Below are 16,089 nucleotides of genomic sequence, written 5' to 3'. Positions count from 1 at the left end.
TCCCGCCCACCGGAACGCCCAGGTCCGGACGACCGCGCCGGAGCCCGCACCGGGCCCCGGGCCGGGACCGGCTCCGGACGGGCTCCGGTACCGTCCTGCGGATCTCCCGCCTCAACGGCTCCTTAAGCCGCCCCTAACCTCTCTGAGCACCCCTCAGCAGGCCCCCGCCGCCCGGCTAGCGTGAACCGCACCACCCTCACCCCGCTCCCGCGAAGGAGTCCCCTCACCATGCCCGTGCGCCACCGCCTCCCCGCCGCCGTCCTCACCCTCGCCGCCGCCGGCCTCACCGTCGGGGTCGGTGGCGGATCCGCCGCCGCGCACGGCTCGATGCAGAATCCGCTCAGCCGGATCGAGGGCTGCTACCTGGAGGGCGCCGAGCACCCGAAGTCGGCGGCCTGCCGGGCCGCCGTGGCCGCCGGGGGCACGGCCGCCCTCTACGACTGGATGAGCCTGCGGATCGGGGACGCCGCCGGGCGCCACCGCGAGCTGATCCCGGACGGCCGGCTGTGCAGCGCGGGCTCGGACCTGTACAAGGGCCTCGACCTGCCGCGCGCCGACTGGCCGGCCACCAACCTCACGGCCGGGTCGGACTTCACCTTCCGCTACCGCGCCACCGCGCCGCACCGGGGCACCTTCCAGCTCTTCGTCACCAACGCCGGCTACTCCCCGACCAAGCCGCTGACCTGGGCGGACCTGGAGCCCCAGCCGTTCCTCACGGTCACCGACCCGCAGCTGACGGACGGTTCCTACGTGCTGCCCGGCAAGGTCCCGGCGGGGAAGACCGGGCGCCAGCTGATCTACGCGATCTGGCAGCGCTCGGACAGCCCGGAGGCGTTCTACTCCTGTTCGGACGTGGTCTTCGACGGCAGCGGCACCGCACCGACGACGACACCCGCGACGCCGCCCGCCCCCGCTCCGGGCGGCACCGCCCCGGCTCCGTCGTCCGGGCACCCCGCCGGGCACGACCACACCACCGCTCCGGCCACGCCGACCGCCGCCCCGACGGCCGCGGCCACCACCCCCGCCGCCTCCGCCACCACGCCGCCGCCCACGGCCGGCCCCGCCGCGGTGGCCGGCCCCGGTCCCGCCACGCAGGCTCCCGCGCAGGCTCCTGCGCAGGCCGCCGCGCCCGCCCCGGTGCCGGCCACCGATCACGAGCGGCTCGCCCAGACCGGCTCCGACCGCTCCCTCGGCGTCCTGGCCTCGATCGGCTCGGCCTTCCTCCTGGCCGGCGCCGTCGTCGCCGTCATCCACCGTCAGCGCCGCCGCACCCCGGGCGCCCACGCCCGCTGACCCGCCCGCCGGCCCCGGCCACCCCGGACCGCCCGCTGACCCCGACCACCCCGGACCGACCCGCCCCCGGACCGCCGGGACGCCCGCCGCCCCACCGGCGGGCGTCCCGGTCGAACCACCCCGGCCGCCTCACCGTCCGTCACACCGAGGGCACCGAAACCGGGGCCAATCGGATACCTCGTGCTGGCGCACCGTGATTGAGTAAGGCGCATGAGCCCCTCCTCACGCCCTTCCCGCGACCACGACGGCCCCTTCCGTGTCGGCCTGATCGGCTACGGTCTGGCCGGATCCGCCTTCCACGCCCCGGTGATCGCCAGCACCCCCGGGCTCCGGCTGGACGCGGTGGTCACCGCCAACCCCGACCGCCGCGCCCAGCTGCGCACGGACCACCCCGGCGCCCGTGCCGTGGACACCCCGGAGCAGCTGCTGGCCGACCGGGACGCGCTCGACCTGATCGTGATCGCCTCGCCCAACCGCACCCACGTCCCGCTCGCCCGGGCCGCGCTGCGCGCCGGGCTGGCCACCGTGGTCGACAAGCCGCTGGCCGCCACCGCCGCCGACGCGCGGGAGCTCTGCACGCTGGCGCGGTCGCAGGGCGTCCTGCTCTCCGTCTTCCAGAACCGGCGCTGGGACGGCGACTTCCTCACCGCCGCCCGACTGGTCCGCGAGGGCGCGCTGGGCCGGGTCCACCGCTTCGAGTCCAGGTTCGAGCGGTTCCGCCCCAAGCCCAAGGCCGGCTGGCGCGAGCTGGCCGACCCGGCCGAGGGCGGCGGCACGCTGTACGACCTGGGCAGCCACCTGGTCGACCAGGCGCTCACCCTGTTCGGCCCGGTCGAGACGGTCTACGCCGAGATCGACACCCGCCGGGACGGCGCGGTGGTCGACGACGACGCCTTCCTCGCCCTCACCCACGCCTGCGGCACCCGCTCCCACCTGTGGACCAGCGCCATCACCCCGCTCGTCGGGCCCCGGCTGCGAGTGCTCGGCGACACCGCCGGATACGTGAAGTTCGGCATGGACCCGCAGGAGGAGGACCTCCGCGCCGGTCAGCGCCCGGACGGCACCGGCCGCGCCGGGGTGCCGTGGGGCGCCGACCAGCCCTCCCGGTACGGCACCGTCGGCACCGACGAGGACGCGACCACCGTCCCGACCGACCTGGGCGACTACCCCGCCTTCTACGCGGGCGTCGCCGCCGCCCTGGCCGACCCGGGCACTCCGCCGCCGGTCGACCCGCTCGACGCCGTGGCCACCCTGACCGTCCTGGAGGCCGCCCGTACCTCGGCCGCCACCGGCACGACCGTCCGGCTCGGCTGACCCCTTCCGGGGGCGCGGCACGGCCGGTCGGACCCGGTCGGCCCCGGCTGGAGTCTGCCGGACCGAGTCGGATCCGGTCAGATCCCGATGACCTCGACGGCCGCGCCGAGGCCCCGGAAGTCCGCCACGTTGCGCGTGTACAGCGGCAGCCCGTGCGCGGAGGCGACGGCCGCGATCATCAGGTCGATCCGGCGCGGACGCGGCTGGCGCCCGGCGGCGATGGTCAGCGTGACCAGCGTCCCGTACCGGGCGGCGGCGGCCGCGTCGAAGGGCAGCGGGTCGAAGTCGGCCATCGCCGCGCCCAGCACCTCCAGCCGCGACGCCCGGCTGACCGCGTCCCGGGCCATCGAGACGCCCTGCTGGAGCTCGGCGAAGGTGATCGCGGTCAGCTCCGGCACGGCCGGCAGCTCGGCCGGGTTGAGCAGCGCCAGGTCGATGTAGACGCAGGTGTCCAGCACCCCGGCCGGGCGGCGCCGGGGCGCCCTGCGCCGCTCAGCCACGCCGCCGCTCGAAGGGGTCGTCGCCGTCGTCCCCCACCAGCTCCTCGGGGCCGAAGTACTCCTCGGCCTCCTTGCGCATCTGCTGGTAGTCCACCCGCGGCAGCTTCACGTGCCGCGCCACCAGTTCCTCGGCCGTGAGCCGCCGCCGCTCCGCGACCGGCCGCAGCTCCGCGACCTCGACCCCGTTCCTGGTGATGTGGAAGGTCTCGCCCGCCTCCACCGCGTCCATCACCGCGGCGGAGTTGTTCCGGAACTCCCGCTGGGTAATCGTCTTCATCCTTCCAAGGTAGCCCCGGGTAGCACCGCTGGCTACGGTGCGCGGGAGCGCCGGGGCCGCCCGCCGTGAGCGCGCGCTCCCCCCGGGAGCGCCGGGCGTCGTACCATCGTCGACAACGCCCGGACTCGGTGCCGCCGAGCACGGCGCGTCCGTCGGCACACCGGTCGGTTCATCAGCCGGTACGCCCGGCACTCGGTGCCCGGCACTCGGCACTCGGCAGGAGAGGAGCTCACCGTGGGATTCGTCGCGATGCTGCTCGGCCTGCTCCGGGTGCTGACCGGGGAGGCGCTCACCGACGGTGGGACGCTGACCTCGGTGGCCGCCGCCGCGGCCGTGGTGCTGCTGGCCGGCGCCGTCGCGGGCACGCTGGCCGCGGCCCGGTTGCTGGGCGCGCGGGCGCCGGCCGCCGTCCGGGACGGGACGCTGCGGCGCCGGGCGCTCCGGACGGCCTTCCTCCCGCAGCGCGATCCCGACGCCCGGGGCAGGCGACGCCCCAGGGCCCCGGGCGCGGCCCCGGCGGCCGCGTAACCACCCCTTTCTCCACCGCCGTCCACGCGGCCGCCCTCCGCCGATCACTCATGTCCTGAGACGCTGAGACCCCGGAGGGCTCGCTCCACCATGTCCGTTTTCGCAGTGCTCGACCCGGCCGTCGGCCTGGCCCACGACGTCGTCGCCTCCCTCGCCCAGCTGGTGCCCACCGCGCTGGCGATCGTCCTGTTCACCGTCTGCGTCCGGCTCGCCCTGCACCCGCTGGCGCGGGCGGCCGCGCGGGGCGAGAAGTCGCGGGCCCGGCTCGCGCCGAAGGTCGCTGAGCTGAACCGCAAGCACAAGGGCAAGCCGGAGAAGCTCCAGGCCGCGCTCGCCGAGCTGTACCGGGAGGAGAAGGCCTCGCCGTTCGCCGGGTGCCTGCCGATGCTGATCCAGATCCCGTTCTTCTCGGTGATGTACCGGCTGTTCACCACCCCGAACGACCTGCTCGGCCACACCCTCTTCGGCGTCCCGCTCGGCCTGCACGCGGGCAGCGCGCAGAGCGCCGCGCAGTGGGTGGTGTTCGGCGCGCTGTACGCCGGGCTGGCCGCCGTGGGGTACGTCAACTTCCGCCGGGCCCGCCGTGCGCAGGCAGCCGCTCCGAAGCAGCCGGCGCAGCCGGGACAGCCCGGGCAGGCCGGACTGATGGCGGTCATGCCGTACCTCTCGTTCGGCACCGTGCTGTTCGCGGCGCTGGTGCCGCTGGCCGCCGCGCTCTACCTGCTGACCACGTCCGCCTGGTCGGCCGCCGAACGCGGCTGGCTGCACCGGGGCGGGACCGCGCCGGTACCGGCGGTGGCGCTGATCTGACCGGCGCGCGGCGCACGGTCCGGCGGCGGGTGGGGCCCCCGCCGCCGGGGCGGCTCAGGCGCGCAGCAGGTTGCCGATCACCGCGCGGGCGATCGTCGCCGGGTCCTCCCCGGCGCGGTCGGGCAGGCTCCCGCTGTTCCACAGCTGGGCGAAGCCGTGGACGATCGACCAGGCCGCCAGTTTGAGCTCGCGCTCCCGCGCGTGCTGCGGGGCGGACGCCGCGAGCGCGGCGGCGAGGGCCTCGTCGGCGCGGGCCCGGGCGGCGGACAGGTGCGGGTCGTCCGGGTGGTAGAGGCCGGGCTCGAACATGACCGTGAAGTGGGCGCGGTGCCCGACGGCGAACCGGACGTAGGCGATCCCCGCCCCGGCCAGGTCCGGCCCGGCAGCGCGTACCGCGTCGGCGAGGAGTTCGTACCCCTGGGCGGCGAGTGCGGTGAGCAGTCCCGCCTTGTCGCCGAAGTGGTGGGCGGGGGCGGCGTGGGAGACGCCGGCCCGGCGGGCCAGCTCGCGCAGGCTCAGCGCGGCGGGCCCGCTCTGTTCGATGGCCGCGGCGGCGGCGGCGAGCAGGGCATTCCTCAGGTCACCGTGGTGATAGGGCTGAGCAGACATGCCCCGATCATAACTTTCCATTGACAAGATGGCGCGGCCGCACCTAACTTGATGGTGTCAAGATGCCCTGCGCGCAGGGCACCACCCGCACCTTCGGAGGCCGAGATGGCACCCCTGATCGCTCTTGTCGCCGGATTCCTGGCCGCCCGCCTGGCCGGACTGGCCGGTGTGGACGTGCTCGACGGCTGGCACCCCGCCCTGCGGGTCGGACTGGCCGCGATGTTCCTGCTCACCGCGTCCGCGCACTTCCTCCCGCGCCTGCGGAGCGGACTCGTCGCCATGGTCCCGCCGGGCCTGCCCCGGCCGGAGCTGCTGATCACGCTGACCGGCCTGCTGGAGCTGGCCGGCGCCGTCCTGGTCCTCGTCCCGGCGACCACCAGGTTGGCGTCCGCGGGTCTGATCCTCATGATGATCGCGATGTTCCCGGCGAACGTCTCGGCCGCCCGCCGCCGACTCCCCGGCGTCACCCCGATCGGCCCCCGCACCGCTCTCCAGGTGCTGTTCGTCGCGGCCGCCGCACTGACCTTCGCGGGCTGATCCCGCGCCCTCGCGCCTCCGCGCCGGCCCGGCGGCGCCACTCGGAGACCCGCCCCGGACCGTGGCCACGGCAGGCCGTAGCCTTTGATCGTTTCTGAGTCCGGCCGGACAAGGTGGAGGAATTCGTGAAGGTCGCAGCCCCGACGTTGGCCGAGATGCGGGAGGTCTGCCAGCCGCAGGCCAAGATGCAGAGCCGCAACGGTGAGCACTGGGCGGGCCGCCTCTACATGCGCCGGATCTCGCTGCGGACGACGCGGCGGCTGGTGCGGACGTCCGTCTCGCCGAACACCCTGACCTGGGTGATGGTGGTCTGCGGCGTCGGCGCCGGGGCCGCCCTGGTGATCCCCGGGCTGACGGGCGCGATCCTGGCCGCCCTGCTGTTCCAGGGGTTCCTGCTGTTCGACTGCGTCGACGGCGAGGTGGCCCGCTGGAAGCGGCAGTTCAGCACGGCGGGCGTGTACGTCGACCGGCTCGGCGCCTACCTGGCCGATGCCGCGCTGATGATCGGTGCGGGCATCCGGGCCGCCCGGGGCGGGTCCGACCTGTGGATCTCGGTCGGCCTGGCGACGGCGCTGGGCGTCGTCCTGCTGAAGGCCTCCACCGACCTGGTCGACGTGGCCCGGGCCCGCAGCGGGCTGGCGCCCGCCGACGAGGAGTCGACCCAGCCGCGCTCGCAGGGCATCGCCACCGCGCGACGGTTCGCCTCCATCTTCAAGATCCACCGGGTGACCAACGGCATCGAGGCCTCGCTGGTGCTGCTGGCCACGGCGGTGGCGGACGCGGCGGTCGGCGACCTCGGGCCGACCCGGATCGCGCTGGCCGCGATCGCGGTGATCACCTGGGGGATGGTCGTCGCCCACCTGGCGTCGATCCTCTCCTCGTCGCGCCTGCGCTGACCGGCCGCGGGACCGCCCCGGCGCGGTCGGCGGCGTCGCGGCGCAGGGCGTCGCTCCTCGCCTGGCAGACCGCGCCGACGACGGCGGACAGGACGATCAGGCTCAGGAGTCCGAGCACGGCGGACTCGTCGAGATGGCGCCGAGGGGCCTGCCGCAGCGCCAGCCCAGCCGCCAGGCGAGGCCGTGCATGAGGTCCTCGGCCTGCCGGGTGGTGAGACGGAAGACGAGCTGCTCGTCGGGATCCGCACCGACGGGGTCGTCGACGGCCAGCCGGAGCTGGACGGCGGCGTCCGGGGAGGGTTCGACGGCGAGGTAGGGGACGGTGGTGGTGGCGGCCTCGTGAGGCCGCGGGGGAACGGGCAGGTGGACGACGTTCACGCGACGGCGTCCAGCTCGAACCAGACGGCCTTGCCGCGCTTGCAGGGCTCGGCACCCCACCGGTGGGTGAGGCCCTCGATGAGCTGGAGGCCGCGCCCGCACTCGGCGAGGTCGGAGGGGTGGCGCTGCTCAGGCAGCTCGCAGCTGTCGTCGTTCACGGAGACCCGCAGCGTGGTGTCGTTGATGAACACCAGGACGACCGGCGAGGACGTCCGGCCGTGCCGCCAGGCGTTCACGATGAGTTCGGCGAGCGCGAGTTCGGCGTCGGCGATGACCTCGGGGGGCCAGCCGCTCCGCGCCATGGCGCTGCGGAGGCCCTCGCGGGCGAGGGTGAGGGAAGGGGAGTTGCGGTTACACACGGGGAATCTCCCTGCGGTGTAGGTGGGGCACACCGGTGAGGGTGTCGCCGTGAGCAAGTCCGCAGCGGCGCTGGAAGGACCACATACGGATGCTCTTCGGTGCCCGGGCAGCAGGTACCAACTGCCCCAGGGATTGGCGTTACTGACAACCCGTTCGGTGAGCGGTGCATCACAGACTGTAGGGCACTGGACGGCAAATTTGCCAGCCGATCAATAGAAGATGTGCCGATTGATCAGCTGGACTGGCACAGCTGCGGGGGTAGATGCTTGGCAGATGCTACCTACCCCAACAGCACGCCGCAAGCGGGTCGGCATCGAGCTACGGAAGATGCGAGATGCCGCCGGCTGCACGGCAGGAGAGGCCGCCACCGTTCTCGGGGTGGACCGCAGCAAGGTCACACTCATCGAGCAAGGGACCTATCCGGTCAGCGCTGAACGCGTGATCGCGCTGGCCAACAAATACGGCGAGACCGACCAGGACTTCGTCGAAGCTCTCGCGGCTATGGCGGGCGACCGCTCCAAGGGATGGTGGGAGGAGTATCGGGGAGCCGTCCCGATCGGGTTCCTCGATATCGCCGAGCAGGAATACCTCGCTCGCGGAACGCAGTCCTACCAGATCTGCCATCCTCCTGGGCCAATGCAGACCGAGCGATTCAGCAGAGCCATCTTCCGCGATGCCCAGGTACCACTGAGTCCACGCGTGGTGGAAACTCGTATCGAACATCGCATGCGACGCGCCGACACTCTCATGACAGAGGGCGCCCCGCCCTATCTCGCGATCGTGCACGAGGCCGCACTGCGCATGCAGTTTGGTGGCCGAGAAGCGGCACGAGAGCAGTTGGACTGGCTACTGGAGCTCTCACAACGTCAGCATGTCACGCTTCGCGCGATCACCTTCGAGTCGGGTGGATTCAAGGGATCCGGCCAAGCGATCATCTACATGAACGGCAGCGCGCCACGCCTCGACACCGTCCTCTATGACACCGTCGACGGGCCGACGTTCCTTCATTCAACAGAACACCTGGACAAGTATCGCGCGATCATAGAGGAGATGACCGAAAGGGCTCTGTCGGTCGACCGTTCTCGCGATCTGATTTCAAAGATCAAGAAGGAGATGTAGACCAATGGATGACCTCACCTGGATACGCCCCGAGGCGTGCGCAAACTCTGCCAACTGCCCTGAGGTGGCCATCACCCCCGACACCGTCTTCGTCCGCAGCAGCCTCCAGCCCTCCGCCGTCGCCCAACTCACCACCGACGAATGGCGCGACCTCCTCGCCGGCATCCGCAACGGGGAGTTCGACGTCTGACGCCCGGGCCCGCCCCGGGCCCCCTCCCTCTCCACCGGGCCCGGGGCGTAGTGTGCGAACGGTGATCGAACTGAGCTTCCGGGGGAAAGACCGGTATCGCCCGTCCTGGCTTCACCTCGGCGTCCTCTGCCTGGTGTTGGCCGTGGAGGGAGTGTTCGCCGCCTACCGTCTCGGCCCGGCGGGCTTCGGCTGGGTGCTCGGCGGGACCCTGGTGCTGGTCGGCCTCGCCACCTTCGTCGTGCTCCGGTCCTGGACCACCGTCGACGCCTCCGGCATCACCATCTGCTGGGGCCTCGGGCGCGGCCGCACCTATCCCTGGCACGAGATCCGCTGGATCGACATCCGCGAGACCGACAACCAGTACGGGTACTCGCTCGTGCCCCGGATCTACCTCACGAACGGCCGGCGCCGCTCACTGCCCGGGCTCCAGCACAGCGACATCTACCCCTCCCCCGACTTCCACGTGGACTTCCAGCGCATCATCAACTGGTGGGAGCTGAGCACGGATCCGAGCATCCGCGTCCAGCCGTCGAAGCAACTCCGCGACCGGGTGGGCCCCATGGCGGTCGGGATGATCGCCGCCCTCCTCATCGCGGTCGTCGTCGGACTCGTCTTCGTCCTGAAGAACTGACCCGGCTCCGAACCGAATCCGACCCGAAAGGACACCCCGCATGACCAGCCCGCAGGACGTGGTCGAGCAGCAGCTCACCGCCTACAACGGTCACGACATCGACGCCTTCGTCGCCACCTACGCCGAGGACATCCTCGTTCTGCGGCGGGACGGCAGCCGCCTGGAGGGCCGCCAGGCACTGCGCGACACCTACACCGAGCAGTTCGCCGCGGGCCGCTGCCGGGCGGAGATCGTGGGACGGCTCACCGAGGGCGACTGGGTGGTCGACCACGAAGTCGCCCACGGCCTGTCCGACGAGCCGGTCCGCGTCCTGGTGGCCTACCGGGTCCGCGAAGGCCTCATCGACCGCGTCGAGTTCCTCGGCTGAGCCCGCGCACCCTGCTCACCCCGCCCTGCTTGCCCCGCCCTGCTCGACCGCCCTCACCCGTCACCCCGCCGACAACAGGGCGGTGAGCACCTCCTCCGGATCAGGGCCGTGCACCGTCAGCGCCTCCGCGCGGACGGCGGCGAGGTCCAGGGCGTCCAGCACGGCCTTCACCGTGACGATCGAGTTGTCGCCGGGTATGGACAGCGCCAGCGCCTCCTCGTCCGGCGCCGCGTAGTCGAAGAGCGCTGCGGCCGCCCGGAGTTCGGCCCGGCCGGCGAAGCTCAGCCGCAGGTGACTGCCCGGGACGAACCGCTTCAGCTCGGCCGCCGTGCCCTCGGCCACGATCCGGCCGCCGTTGAGCACGGCCGTCCGGTCGGCGACCCGGTCCGCCTCCTCCAGGTGCCGCGTGGTGAGCAGGACGGTGAGGCCGTGGTCGGTGGCGAGGCCCCGGACCGACTCCCCCAGCGCCTGCCGGCCGGCCGCGTCGAGGCCGGCGGTCGGCTCGTCGAGCAGGACGACCCGAGGCTCCCCGACCAGCGCCATCGCCAGATCCAGCGTGCGCAGCACGCCGACCGGGAGACCGGCGGCCGCTCCGTTCGCCACCTCGCTCAGCTCGAAGCGCCGCAGCAGCTCCGCGACCCTCCTGCGCCCCTCCCGACGACCCAGGTGGTGGAGGTCCGCCATCAGGAGCAGGTTCTCCTCGGCGGTGAGCAGCTTGTCCACCGCCGAGACCTGGCCGACGACACCGATCGCCCGCCGGACCTCACCCGCGCCCCGAACTCCGCCCACGCCCCGGACCGCACCCGCACCCGCGCCCCGGGCCCTGCCCCCTCGCAGGGCCCTGCCCGCTTGCGGGACCCTGCCCGCCCGCTGCACCAGCTCGTGCCCGGCCACCCGCACCACCCCGCCGTCGGCCGGGACGAGCGTGGAGAGGATCCGCACGACGGTGCTCTTCCCGGCTCCCCTCGCCCCGAGGAGTGCGAACACCGTGCCCTCGGGGACCGTCAGGTCGATGCCGTCCAGCACCACTCTCCCCCCGTAGGACTTGGTCAGTCCGGCCACGGAGACCGCCGCCGTGATCGGGGCGGCGGGGACCGGCCTCAGGGTCATGGCTCACGCCTCCTTCGCTACCGGGTACGCCGGGCCGTGACCGGGTGGTCAGGAGCGCCGGATCACGATGTCACCGAGCTGCGTCCGCCCCCGGATCTCGACCCGCTCCGTCGCCTCGCCGGGGCCCGCCGCGGCGCCGAGCGAGTTGCGGAGGCTACCGAGCTTGGTGTGGACGTCGAGCCAGGCGGCCGTGCCCTCGCGGATGCCGACCTCCAGCTCGCCGATGGCGCTCTGCAGGACGACCCGCCCGCGGACCACCTCACCGACCCGGATGGCGCCCTGGGCCGTCTTGATGTCCACGTCCCCGAGGGCCGCGCCGACCTGGATCTGGCCGTTGGAGGAGTTGACCTTGAGGTCCCCGCCGGCCTCGCCGATCACCGTCTCGCCGTTGAGGTTCTTCACCGTCACCGTGCCCGCCACGGTGCCGATCTCGACCCGGCCGGAGCCGTTGACCTCGGCGTCCCCGTCGGCCCGCCGCAGCCGGACGTCGCCGTGGTCCGTCCGCAGGTGGACGGAGTCCGCGTGCTCGACCTGGATCCGGCCGACCGACGTCCGCACCCGGCAGTCGCCCAGCAGCCCCTCGCAGAGGAAGTCCCCCATCGGCGCGTTGCCGTGGACCTCCGAGCCGGCCGGCAGCTCGACGGTGACATCGACCGAGCCCGCCCGCCCGAAGAGCGAGCGCTTCTTCGGGCCCTTCACCACCAGGGCGCCGCCCGCGTAACTGATCCTGGTCTGCTCCGCGGCCTTGACGTCCGCCTCGACCGCCGGGTCCGCCGGCCGGACCTCGACCACGGTGTCCGTGCGCTTGCCCGCGGCGATCCGGACGGACGCGATGTCGAACTCGATGGTGGCGCTGATCGGGCCGGGAGTGTCGAAAGAAGGCATGGCTGTCCCGTTCTCTTGGCTCTGATGGATGAACCCGCCGGTCGGACGGGGTGGAAGGAGAAGGAGTGGGAAGCGCGGAACCTAGTGGACCCAGCCGGTGAACCCCTGCCCGGTCGGTGACACCGTCCGCCCGACGGCCCGGACGGGCTCGCCCGGCTCCAGGGCGGCGGCGACGGCGCGCACCAGCCAGGCGTTGGCCGAGAGGCCCTCCTGACCGGCCGCCTCCTCGACCCTGGTCTTGAGGTGGGCGGGCAGGCGGAAGTTGATCCGGGCGGTGTTGCCGTCCTCCCCCTCCGGCACCGCCGGTGCCACCGGCGGTGCCACCGGCGCCGGTGACCGCTCACCGGCGTCGTGGAACACCTCCGGCGACGGTGGCGCCATCACCACGAACTCCGGATCCAGCCCCCGGAGCCGGACGTCCACCGAGCCGGGCGCGAGATCACGGGTGACCTCGCCCATCGCGGCGGAGAGGGCGTTGAGAAGGGTGAGCCGCACGGCCGACTCCAGCGGAAGAGTCAGGCGCTCGGCCAGGGCACGGGCTTCGTCTCCGCCCGCGCTCGCTGCGACCGCGAGCTCGTTCCGGAGGTTGTCGACGTACGGCGAGAGGTCCATGACCCAAGGATGGCACACCGATGGCGCCACACCAAGCCCTTTTGGCGCCATGACCCGAAAGAGTGGCGCCACGCGTCGGCGCGGGGCCCGCCGCCGGACGCACCGCGGGCCGGTACCGTCCAGGACGGCACCGGCCCGCAGGCACTCCAGGGGAAGGTCAGACCGTGCCCCACCCGGCCAGGTGGGCGTCGATCTCGCCGACGATCCGGGCCTTGCCGGCCGGGTCCAGGAAGGACGCCTCGACCGCGTTGCGCGCCAGCGCGGCGACGCCCGCCTCGTCCAGGTCCAGCAGCCGGGCCGCGACCGCGTACTCGGTGTTGAGGTCGGTGCCGAACATCGGCGGGTCGTCGCTGTTGACGGTGACCAGCAGGCCCGCGTCGACCATCTGCCGGATCGGGTGCTCCTCGATCCGCTCGACCGCGCGGGTCGCGATGTTCGAGGTCGGGCAGACCTCCAGGGCGATCCGGTGCTCGCCGAGGTGGTCCATCAGGGCCGGGTCCCGCACGGCCTGGGTGCCGTGGCCGATGCGCTCGGCGCCGAGCAGCCGCAGGGCGTCCCAGACCGTCTCGGGGCCGGTGGTCTCGCCCGCGTGCGGGACGCTGCGCAGACCGACCGCCCGCGCCCGGTCGAAGTACGGCTTGAACTGCGGGCGCGGCACGCCGATCTCCGGGCCGCCGAGGCCGAAGCTGACCAGGCCCTCGGGGGCGAGGTCCACGGCGAGCCGGGCGGTCTCCTCGGCGGCGGCCAGACCGGCCTCGCCGGGGATGTCGAAGCACCAGCGGAGCACGACGCCGAGGTCCTTCTCGGCCCGCACCCGGGCGTCCTCGATGGCCTCCATGAAGGCGACGTCGGGGATGCCCCGGCTGACCGAGGAGTACGGCGTGATGGTCAGCTCCGCGTACCGGATGTTCTGCCGGGCCATGTCCTCGGCGACGCCGTAGGTCAGCGCGCGGACGTCCTCGGCGTCGCGGATCAGGTCGACGACGCTGAGGTAGACCTCGATGAAGTGGGCGAAGTCGGTGAAGGTGAAGTACTCGGCGAGGGCGGCCGGGTCGACCGGCACCTTCGACCGGCCGCGGTGGCGCGCGGCCAGCTCGGCGACCACCCGCGGCGAGGCCGAGCCCACGTGGTGGACGTGCAGCTCCGCCTTGGGCATCCCGGCGATGAACGCCTCGATGCCCCGGTTCGCGGTGGGGTTTCCGATCCGACTTCCGTCCGGCTGGACCACGGTGGTGCCCTTCTTCTCTACGCGCGTATCAAGCTGTGTCCGCAAGGATAAGCACAGGTGGCTCACCCCCCGAGGGCAACCGCCACGGTGTGGATGAGCAGTCCCGCCAGCGCTCCGACCACGGTCCCGTTGATCCGGATGAACTGCAGGTCACGGCCGACGTTGGCCTCGATCTTGCGGGACGCGTCGTCCGCGTCCCAGCCGGCCACGGTCTCGGAGATCAGCGAGGTGATCTCCGCACGGTAGGTGTCGACGAGGTACTGGGCGGCGTCCTGGAGCCAGCCGTCCACCTTGGCCTGGAGCTTCGGCTCGGTCGCCAGGCGCGCGCCGAAGTCGCGCACGCCGTCACGGATGCGCCGGCGCAGCTCGCTGTCCTCGTCCTCCGCCGCGGTCAGCACCAGGGCGCGGACGGCGGCCCAGGTGGAGGCGATGAGCTCCTGCACCTCGGGGCGGACCAGCAGGTCGGCCTTGGCCCGCTCGACCCGGGCGATGGTCTCCCGGTCGCTCTGCAGTTCGGTGGCGAAGTCGGCGAGGAAGTTGTCGACGGCGCCGCGCGCGGCGTGGTGCGGGTCGTCCCGGATGTCGGTGACGAACCGCATCAGCTCCTTGTAGACCCGCTCGCCGACCTGGTGGTCGAGGAACCTCGGCGTCCAGCCCGGGGTCTTCTGGGTGACCCGCTGGACCACCTCCTCGTGGTTCTCGGTCAGCCAGTCGTGCACCCGGACGGCGATCAGGTCGACCACGCCGTGGTGGCCGCCGTCGGCGACCACCCTGCCGAGCATCCGGCCCATCGGCTCGGCGACCGAGGTGGCGGCGGCCCGCCTGGTCACCGCCTCGCCGACGACCGCCTGGACGTCGTCGTCGCGCAGCACCGCGAGGACGCCGCGCAGCGCGGCAGACGCCTCCTTGGTGACCCGCTCGGCGCTGCCGGGCGCGGCCAGCCACTCCCCCAGCCGGCGGGCGATGCCGAGCGCGGCGAGCCGGCCGCGCACCACCTGGCCGGAGAGGAAGTTGTCGCCGACGAAGTCGCCGAGCGACTTGCCGAAGGCGTCCTTCTTGGTCGGGATGATCGCGGTGTGCGGGATCGGCAGGCCGAACGGACGGCGGAAGAGCGCGGTCACCGCGAACCAGTCGGCGAGCGCGCCGACCATGCCCGCCTCGGCGGCGGCGGCCAGGTAGCCCGCCCAGGCGCCGGCACCGGCCGCCTTCGCCCAGGTGGCCAGGGCGAATACCAGGGTCGCGAAGGCCAGCAGGCCGGTCGCGATGGTCTTCATCCGGCGGACGCCGCGTCTCTTCTCCTCGTCGGCCGCGGTGAACCGGACCCCGGGCCCGGTCCCGCTGAAGGCATCGTCACTCACCCCGCCAGTCTGCCCGTTGCCGGCGCATGCGGCGGGCGCGCCCCACAAAGACGCGCCCCCGCCGTGGGAACGCCGTGCGCCCGGCCCGGCCACCGGACCGGACGCACGCCCGCCGCGCCGGGGCCGGTCAGCCGATCGCGACCTCCGCGTACATCCGGGCGATCACGTCCTCGATGGCCGGCTCGCGGACCGACAGGTCGACCATCGGGTACCGGTCGGCGACCGCGGCGACGATCGGGGCGGCGCTCTGCTGGGCCGGGAAGGCCAGCCACTGCCGCGGCCCGTCGACCTTCACCACCCGGGCGCCGGGCACCTCGATCGGCGGCCGCGCCTCGGCGAGGTCGACGACCAGGGTCCGCTCGCTGTCGCCCGCCGCGTGCAGCCCCTCCAGGCCGCCGTCGTAGACGACCCGGCCGTGGTCGATCACCATGACCCGGCCGCAGAGCTGCTCGATGTCGGTGAGGTCGTGGGTGGTGAGCAGCACGGTGGTGCCCTCGTCGCGGTTGACCTCGCGCAGGAAGTCGCGCACCCGGCCCTTGCTCACCACGTCCAGCCCGATGGTGGGCTCGTCCAGGTAGAGCACCTGCGGGTCGTGCAGCAGCGCCGCCGCCAGGTCCCCGCGCATCCGCTGGCCGAGCGAGAGCTGGCGCACCGGGGTGTCCAGCAGGGCGCCGAGGTCGAGCAGTTCGACGCAGCGTCGGAGGTTGGCCCGATATCGGTGCTCGGGGATGCGGTAGATCCGGCGGGCCAGCTCGTAGGAGTCCCGGAGCGGGAGGTCCCACCAGAGCGTGGTGCGCTGCCCGAAGACGACGCCGATCCGGCGGGCCAGCGCGACGCGCTCCCGGGCCGGGTCGACGCCGGCGACGCGCAGCCGGCCGCCGGAGGGCACCAGGATGCCGGTGAGCATCTTGATGGTGGTGGACTTGCCCGCGCCGTTCGGGCCGATGTAGCCGACGCATTCGCCGGCCTCCACCGTGAAGCTCAGCCCGTCCACCGCGCGGACCTCGCGCTTCTCGCGCTTCAGCCGGCCGGCCTTGGCGCGGACGGTGAAGGTCCGGCGGACGTCGTCGAGTTCGATCAGTGCCAT

21 protein-coding genes are annotated in these 16,089 nt (G+C 73.3%); 10 read left to right on the top strand and 11 right to left on the bottom strand.

What is annotated here, in order from left to right; all coding sequences use genetic code 11:
• Positions 1 to 228 precede the first annotated feature (228 nt).
• Together ACZ34W_RS21910 and ACZ34W_RS21905 are read left to right on the top strand one after the other, a co-directional pair.
• Entirely contained in the window at positions 229 to 1,293 is a 1,065-nt protein-coding gene (locus ACZ34W_RS21910) for a lytic polysaccharide monooxygenase auxiliary activity family 9 protein (protein WP_465606317.1), read from the top strand.
• A gap of 210 nt (positions 1,294 to 1,503) precedes the next feature.
• Complete coding sequence (locus ACZ34W_RS21905) at positions 1,504 to 2,607, top strand: Gfo/Idh/MocA family protein (RefSeq protein WP_465606315.1); 1,104 nt, start codon at positions 1,504 to 1,506, stop codon at positions 2,605 to 2,607.
• 77 nt (positions 2,608 to 2,684) lie between these two features.
• On the opposite strand, the gene ACZ34W_RS21900 is transcribed toward ACZ34W_RS21905, so the two are convergent.
• On the bottom strand, positions 2,685 to 3,107 hold the full coding sequence (locus ACZ34W_RS21900) for a type II toxin-antitoxin system VapC family toxin (RefSeq protein ID WP_329487797.1): 423 nt from the start codon (positions 3,105 to 3,107) through the stop codon (positions 2,685 to 2,687).
• The gene (locus ACZ34W_RS21895) at positions 3,100 to 3,384 is read right to left on the bottom strand and encodes a type II toxin-antitoxin system Phd/YefM family antitoxin (protein WP_329487798.1); all 285 of its coding nucleotides are present in this window, start codon (positions 3,382 to 3,384) and stop codon (positions 3,100 to 3,102) included. The genes ACZ34W_RS21900 and ACZ34W_RS21895 overlap by 8 nt, the downstream gene beginning before the upstream one ends.
• Before the next feature lie 234 nt (positions 3,385 to 3,618).
• Between ACZ34W_RS21895 and ACZ34W_RS21890 the strand changes: the two genes are divergently transcribed.
• Complete coding sequence (locus tag ACZ34W_RS21890) at positions 3,619 to 3,912, top strand: DUF6412 domain-containing protein (protein WP_329487799.1); 294 nt, start codon at positions 3,619 to 3,621, stop codon at positions 3,910 to 3,912.
• A gap of 90 nt (positions 3,913 to 4,002) precedes the next feature.
• Positions 4,003 to 4,722, top strand: a complete 720-nt coding sequence (locus ACZ34W_RS21885) for a YidC/Oxa1 family membrane protein insertase (RefSeq protein ID WP_329487800.1) — start codon at positions 4,003 to 4,005, stop codon at positions 4,720 to 4,722.
• A 54-nt stretch (positions 4,723 to 4,776) separates the two neighbouring features.
• On the opposite strand, the gene ACZ34W_RS21880 is transcribed toward ACZ34W_RS21885, so the two are convergent.
• Positions 4,777 to 5,331 (bottom strand): TetR/AcrR family transcriptional regulator, encoded by a 555-nt coding sequence (locus ACZ34W_RS21880; protein WP_329487801.1) that lies wholly within the window; start codon positions 5,329 to 5,331, stop codon positions 4,777 to 4,779.
• 105 nt (positions 5,332 to 5,436) lie between these two features.
• On the opposite strand from ACZ34W_RS21880, the gene ACZ34W_RS21875 reads away from it, so the two are divergent.
• Together ACZ34W_RS21875 and ACZ34W_RS21870 are read left to right on the top strand one after the other, a co-directional pair.
• Entirely contained in the window at positions 5,437 to 5,868 is a 432-nt protein-coding gene (locus ACZ34W_RS21875; RefSeq protein WP_352293144.1) for a DoxX family protein, read from the top strand.
• A 155-nt stretch (positions 5,869 to 6,023) separates the two neighbouring features.
• On the top strand, positions 6,024 to 6,764 hold the full coding sequence (locus ACZ34W_RS21870) for a CDP-alcohol phosphatidyltransferase family protein (RefSeq protein ID WP_329492110.1): 741 nt from the start codon (positions 6,024 to 6,026) through the stop codon (positions 6,762 to 6,764).
• 102 nt (positions 6,765 to 6,866) lie between these two features.
• On the opposite strand, the gene ACZ34W_RS21865 is transcribed toward ACZ34W_RS21870, so the two are convergent.
• Positions 6,867 to 7,142: a hypothetical protein gene (locus tag ACZ34W_RS21865; protein WP_329487803.1), complete on the bottom strand. Its 276-nt coding sequence runs from the start codon at positions 7,140 to 7,142 to the stop codon at positions 6,867 to 6,869.
• Positions 7,139 to 7,501, bottom strand: coding sequence for an ATP-binding protein (locus tag ACZ34W_RS21860; protein ID WP_465606311.1), 363 nt, complete (start codon positions 7,499 to 7,501; stop codon positions 7,139 to 7,141). Before ACZ34W_RS21860 ends, ACZ34W_RS21865 begins: the two co-directional genes overlap by 4 nt.
• 220 nt (positions 7,502 to 7,721) lie before the next feature.
• On the opposite strand from ACZ34W_RS21860, the gene ACZ34W_RS21855 reads away from it, so the two are divergent.
• From ACZ34W_RS21855 to ACZ34W_RS21840, 4 genes are all read left to right on the top strand, one after another.
• A complete protein-coding gene (locus ACZ34W_RS21855; RefSeq protein ID WP_465606309.1) occupies positions 7,722 to 8,621 on the top strand; it encodes a helix-turn-helix domain-containing protein in 900 nt (299 codons plus the stop codon).
• 4 nt (positions 8,622 to 8,625) lie between these two features.
• A complete protein-coding gene (locus tag ACZ34W_RS21850; protein WP_359804982.1) occupies positions 8,626 to 8,811 on the top strand; it encodes a DUF397 domain-containing protein in 186 nt (61 codons plus the stop codon).
• 61 nt (positions 8,812 to 8,872) lie between these two features.
• Complete coding sequence (locus ACZ34W_RS21845) at positions 8,873 to 9,442, top strand: hypothetical protein (protein ID WP_465606306.1); 570 nt, start codon at positions 8,873 to 8,875, stop codon at positions 9,440 to 9,442.
• A gap of 40 nt (positions 9,443 to 9,482) precedes the next feature.
• On the top strand, positions 9,483 to 9,809 hold the full coding sequence (locus tag ACZ34W_RS21840) for a nuclear transport factor 2 family protein (RefSeq protein ID WP_465606304.1): 327 nt from the start codon (positions 9,483 to 9,485) through the stop codon (positions 9,807 to 9,809).
• Between the two features lie 60 nt (positions 9,810 to 9,869).
• Here the strand turns inward: ACZ34W_RS21840 and ACZ34W_RS21835 are convergent, their stop codons facing one another.
• The 6 genes from ACZ34W_RS21835 to ACZ34W_RS21810 all read right to left on the bottom strand — a co-directional run bounded on the left by ACZ34W_RS21835 (position 9,870) and on the right by ACZ34W_RS21810 (position 16,089).
• Positions 9,870 to 10,919: an ABC transporter ATP-binding protein gene (locus ACZ34W_RS21835; RefSeq protein WP_465606302.1), complete on the bottom strand. Its 1,050-nt coding sequence runs from the start codon at positions 10,917 to 10,919 to the stop codon at positions 9,870 to 9,872.
• A gap of 48 nt (positions 10,920 to 10,967) precedes the next feature.
• Positions 10,968 to 11,804 carry a DUF4097 family beta strand repeat-containing protein gene (locus ACZ34W_RS21830; protein WP_465606300.1) on the bottom strand — a complete coding sequence of 279 codons (837 nt, stop codon included), beginning with the start codon at positions 11,802 to 11,804 and terminating at the stop codon, positions 10,968 to 10,970.
• 81 nt (positions 11,805 to 11,885) lie between these two features.
• Positions 11,886 to 12,416 carry a hypothetical protein gene (locus ACZ34W_RS21825; protein WP_465606298.1) on the bottom strand — a complete coding sequence of 177 codons (531 nt, stop codon included), beginning with the start codon at positions 12,414 to 12,416 and terminating at the stop codon, positions 11,886 to 11,888.
• Positions 12,417 to 12,573: 157 nt separating this feature from the next.
• Positions 12,574 to 13,644 (bottom strand): adenosine deaminase, encoded by a 1,071-nt coding sequence (locus tag ACZ34W_RS21820; protein ID WP_329487812.1) that lies wholly within the window; start codon positions 13,642 to 13,644, stop codon positions 12,574 to 12,576.
• A gap of 62 nt (positions 13,645 to 13,706) precedes the next feature.
• Positions 13,707 to 15,002, bottom strand: coding sequence for a DUF445 domain-containing protein (locus ACZ34W_RS21815; RefSeq protein WP_329487813.1), 1,296 nt, complete (start codon positions 15,000 to 15,002; stop codon positions 13,707 to 13,709).
• A gap of 127 nt (positions 15,003 to 15,129) precedes the next feature.
• Entirely contained in the window at positions 15,130 to 16,089 is a 960-nt protein-coding gene (locus tag ACZ34W_RS21810; RefSeq protein WP_329487814.1) for an ABC transporter ATP-binding protein, read from the bottom strand.

The organism is Kitasatospora sp. NPDC022856 (genome assembly GCF_055561235.1).
This window is presented reverse-complemented; position numbering and strand designations above follow the sequence as displayed.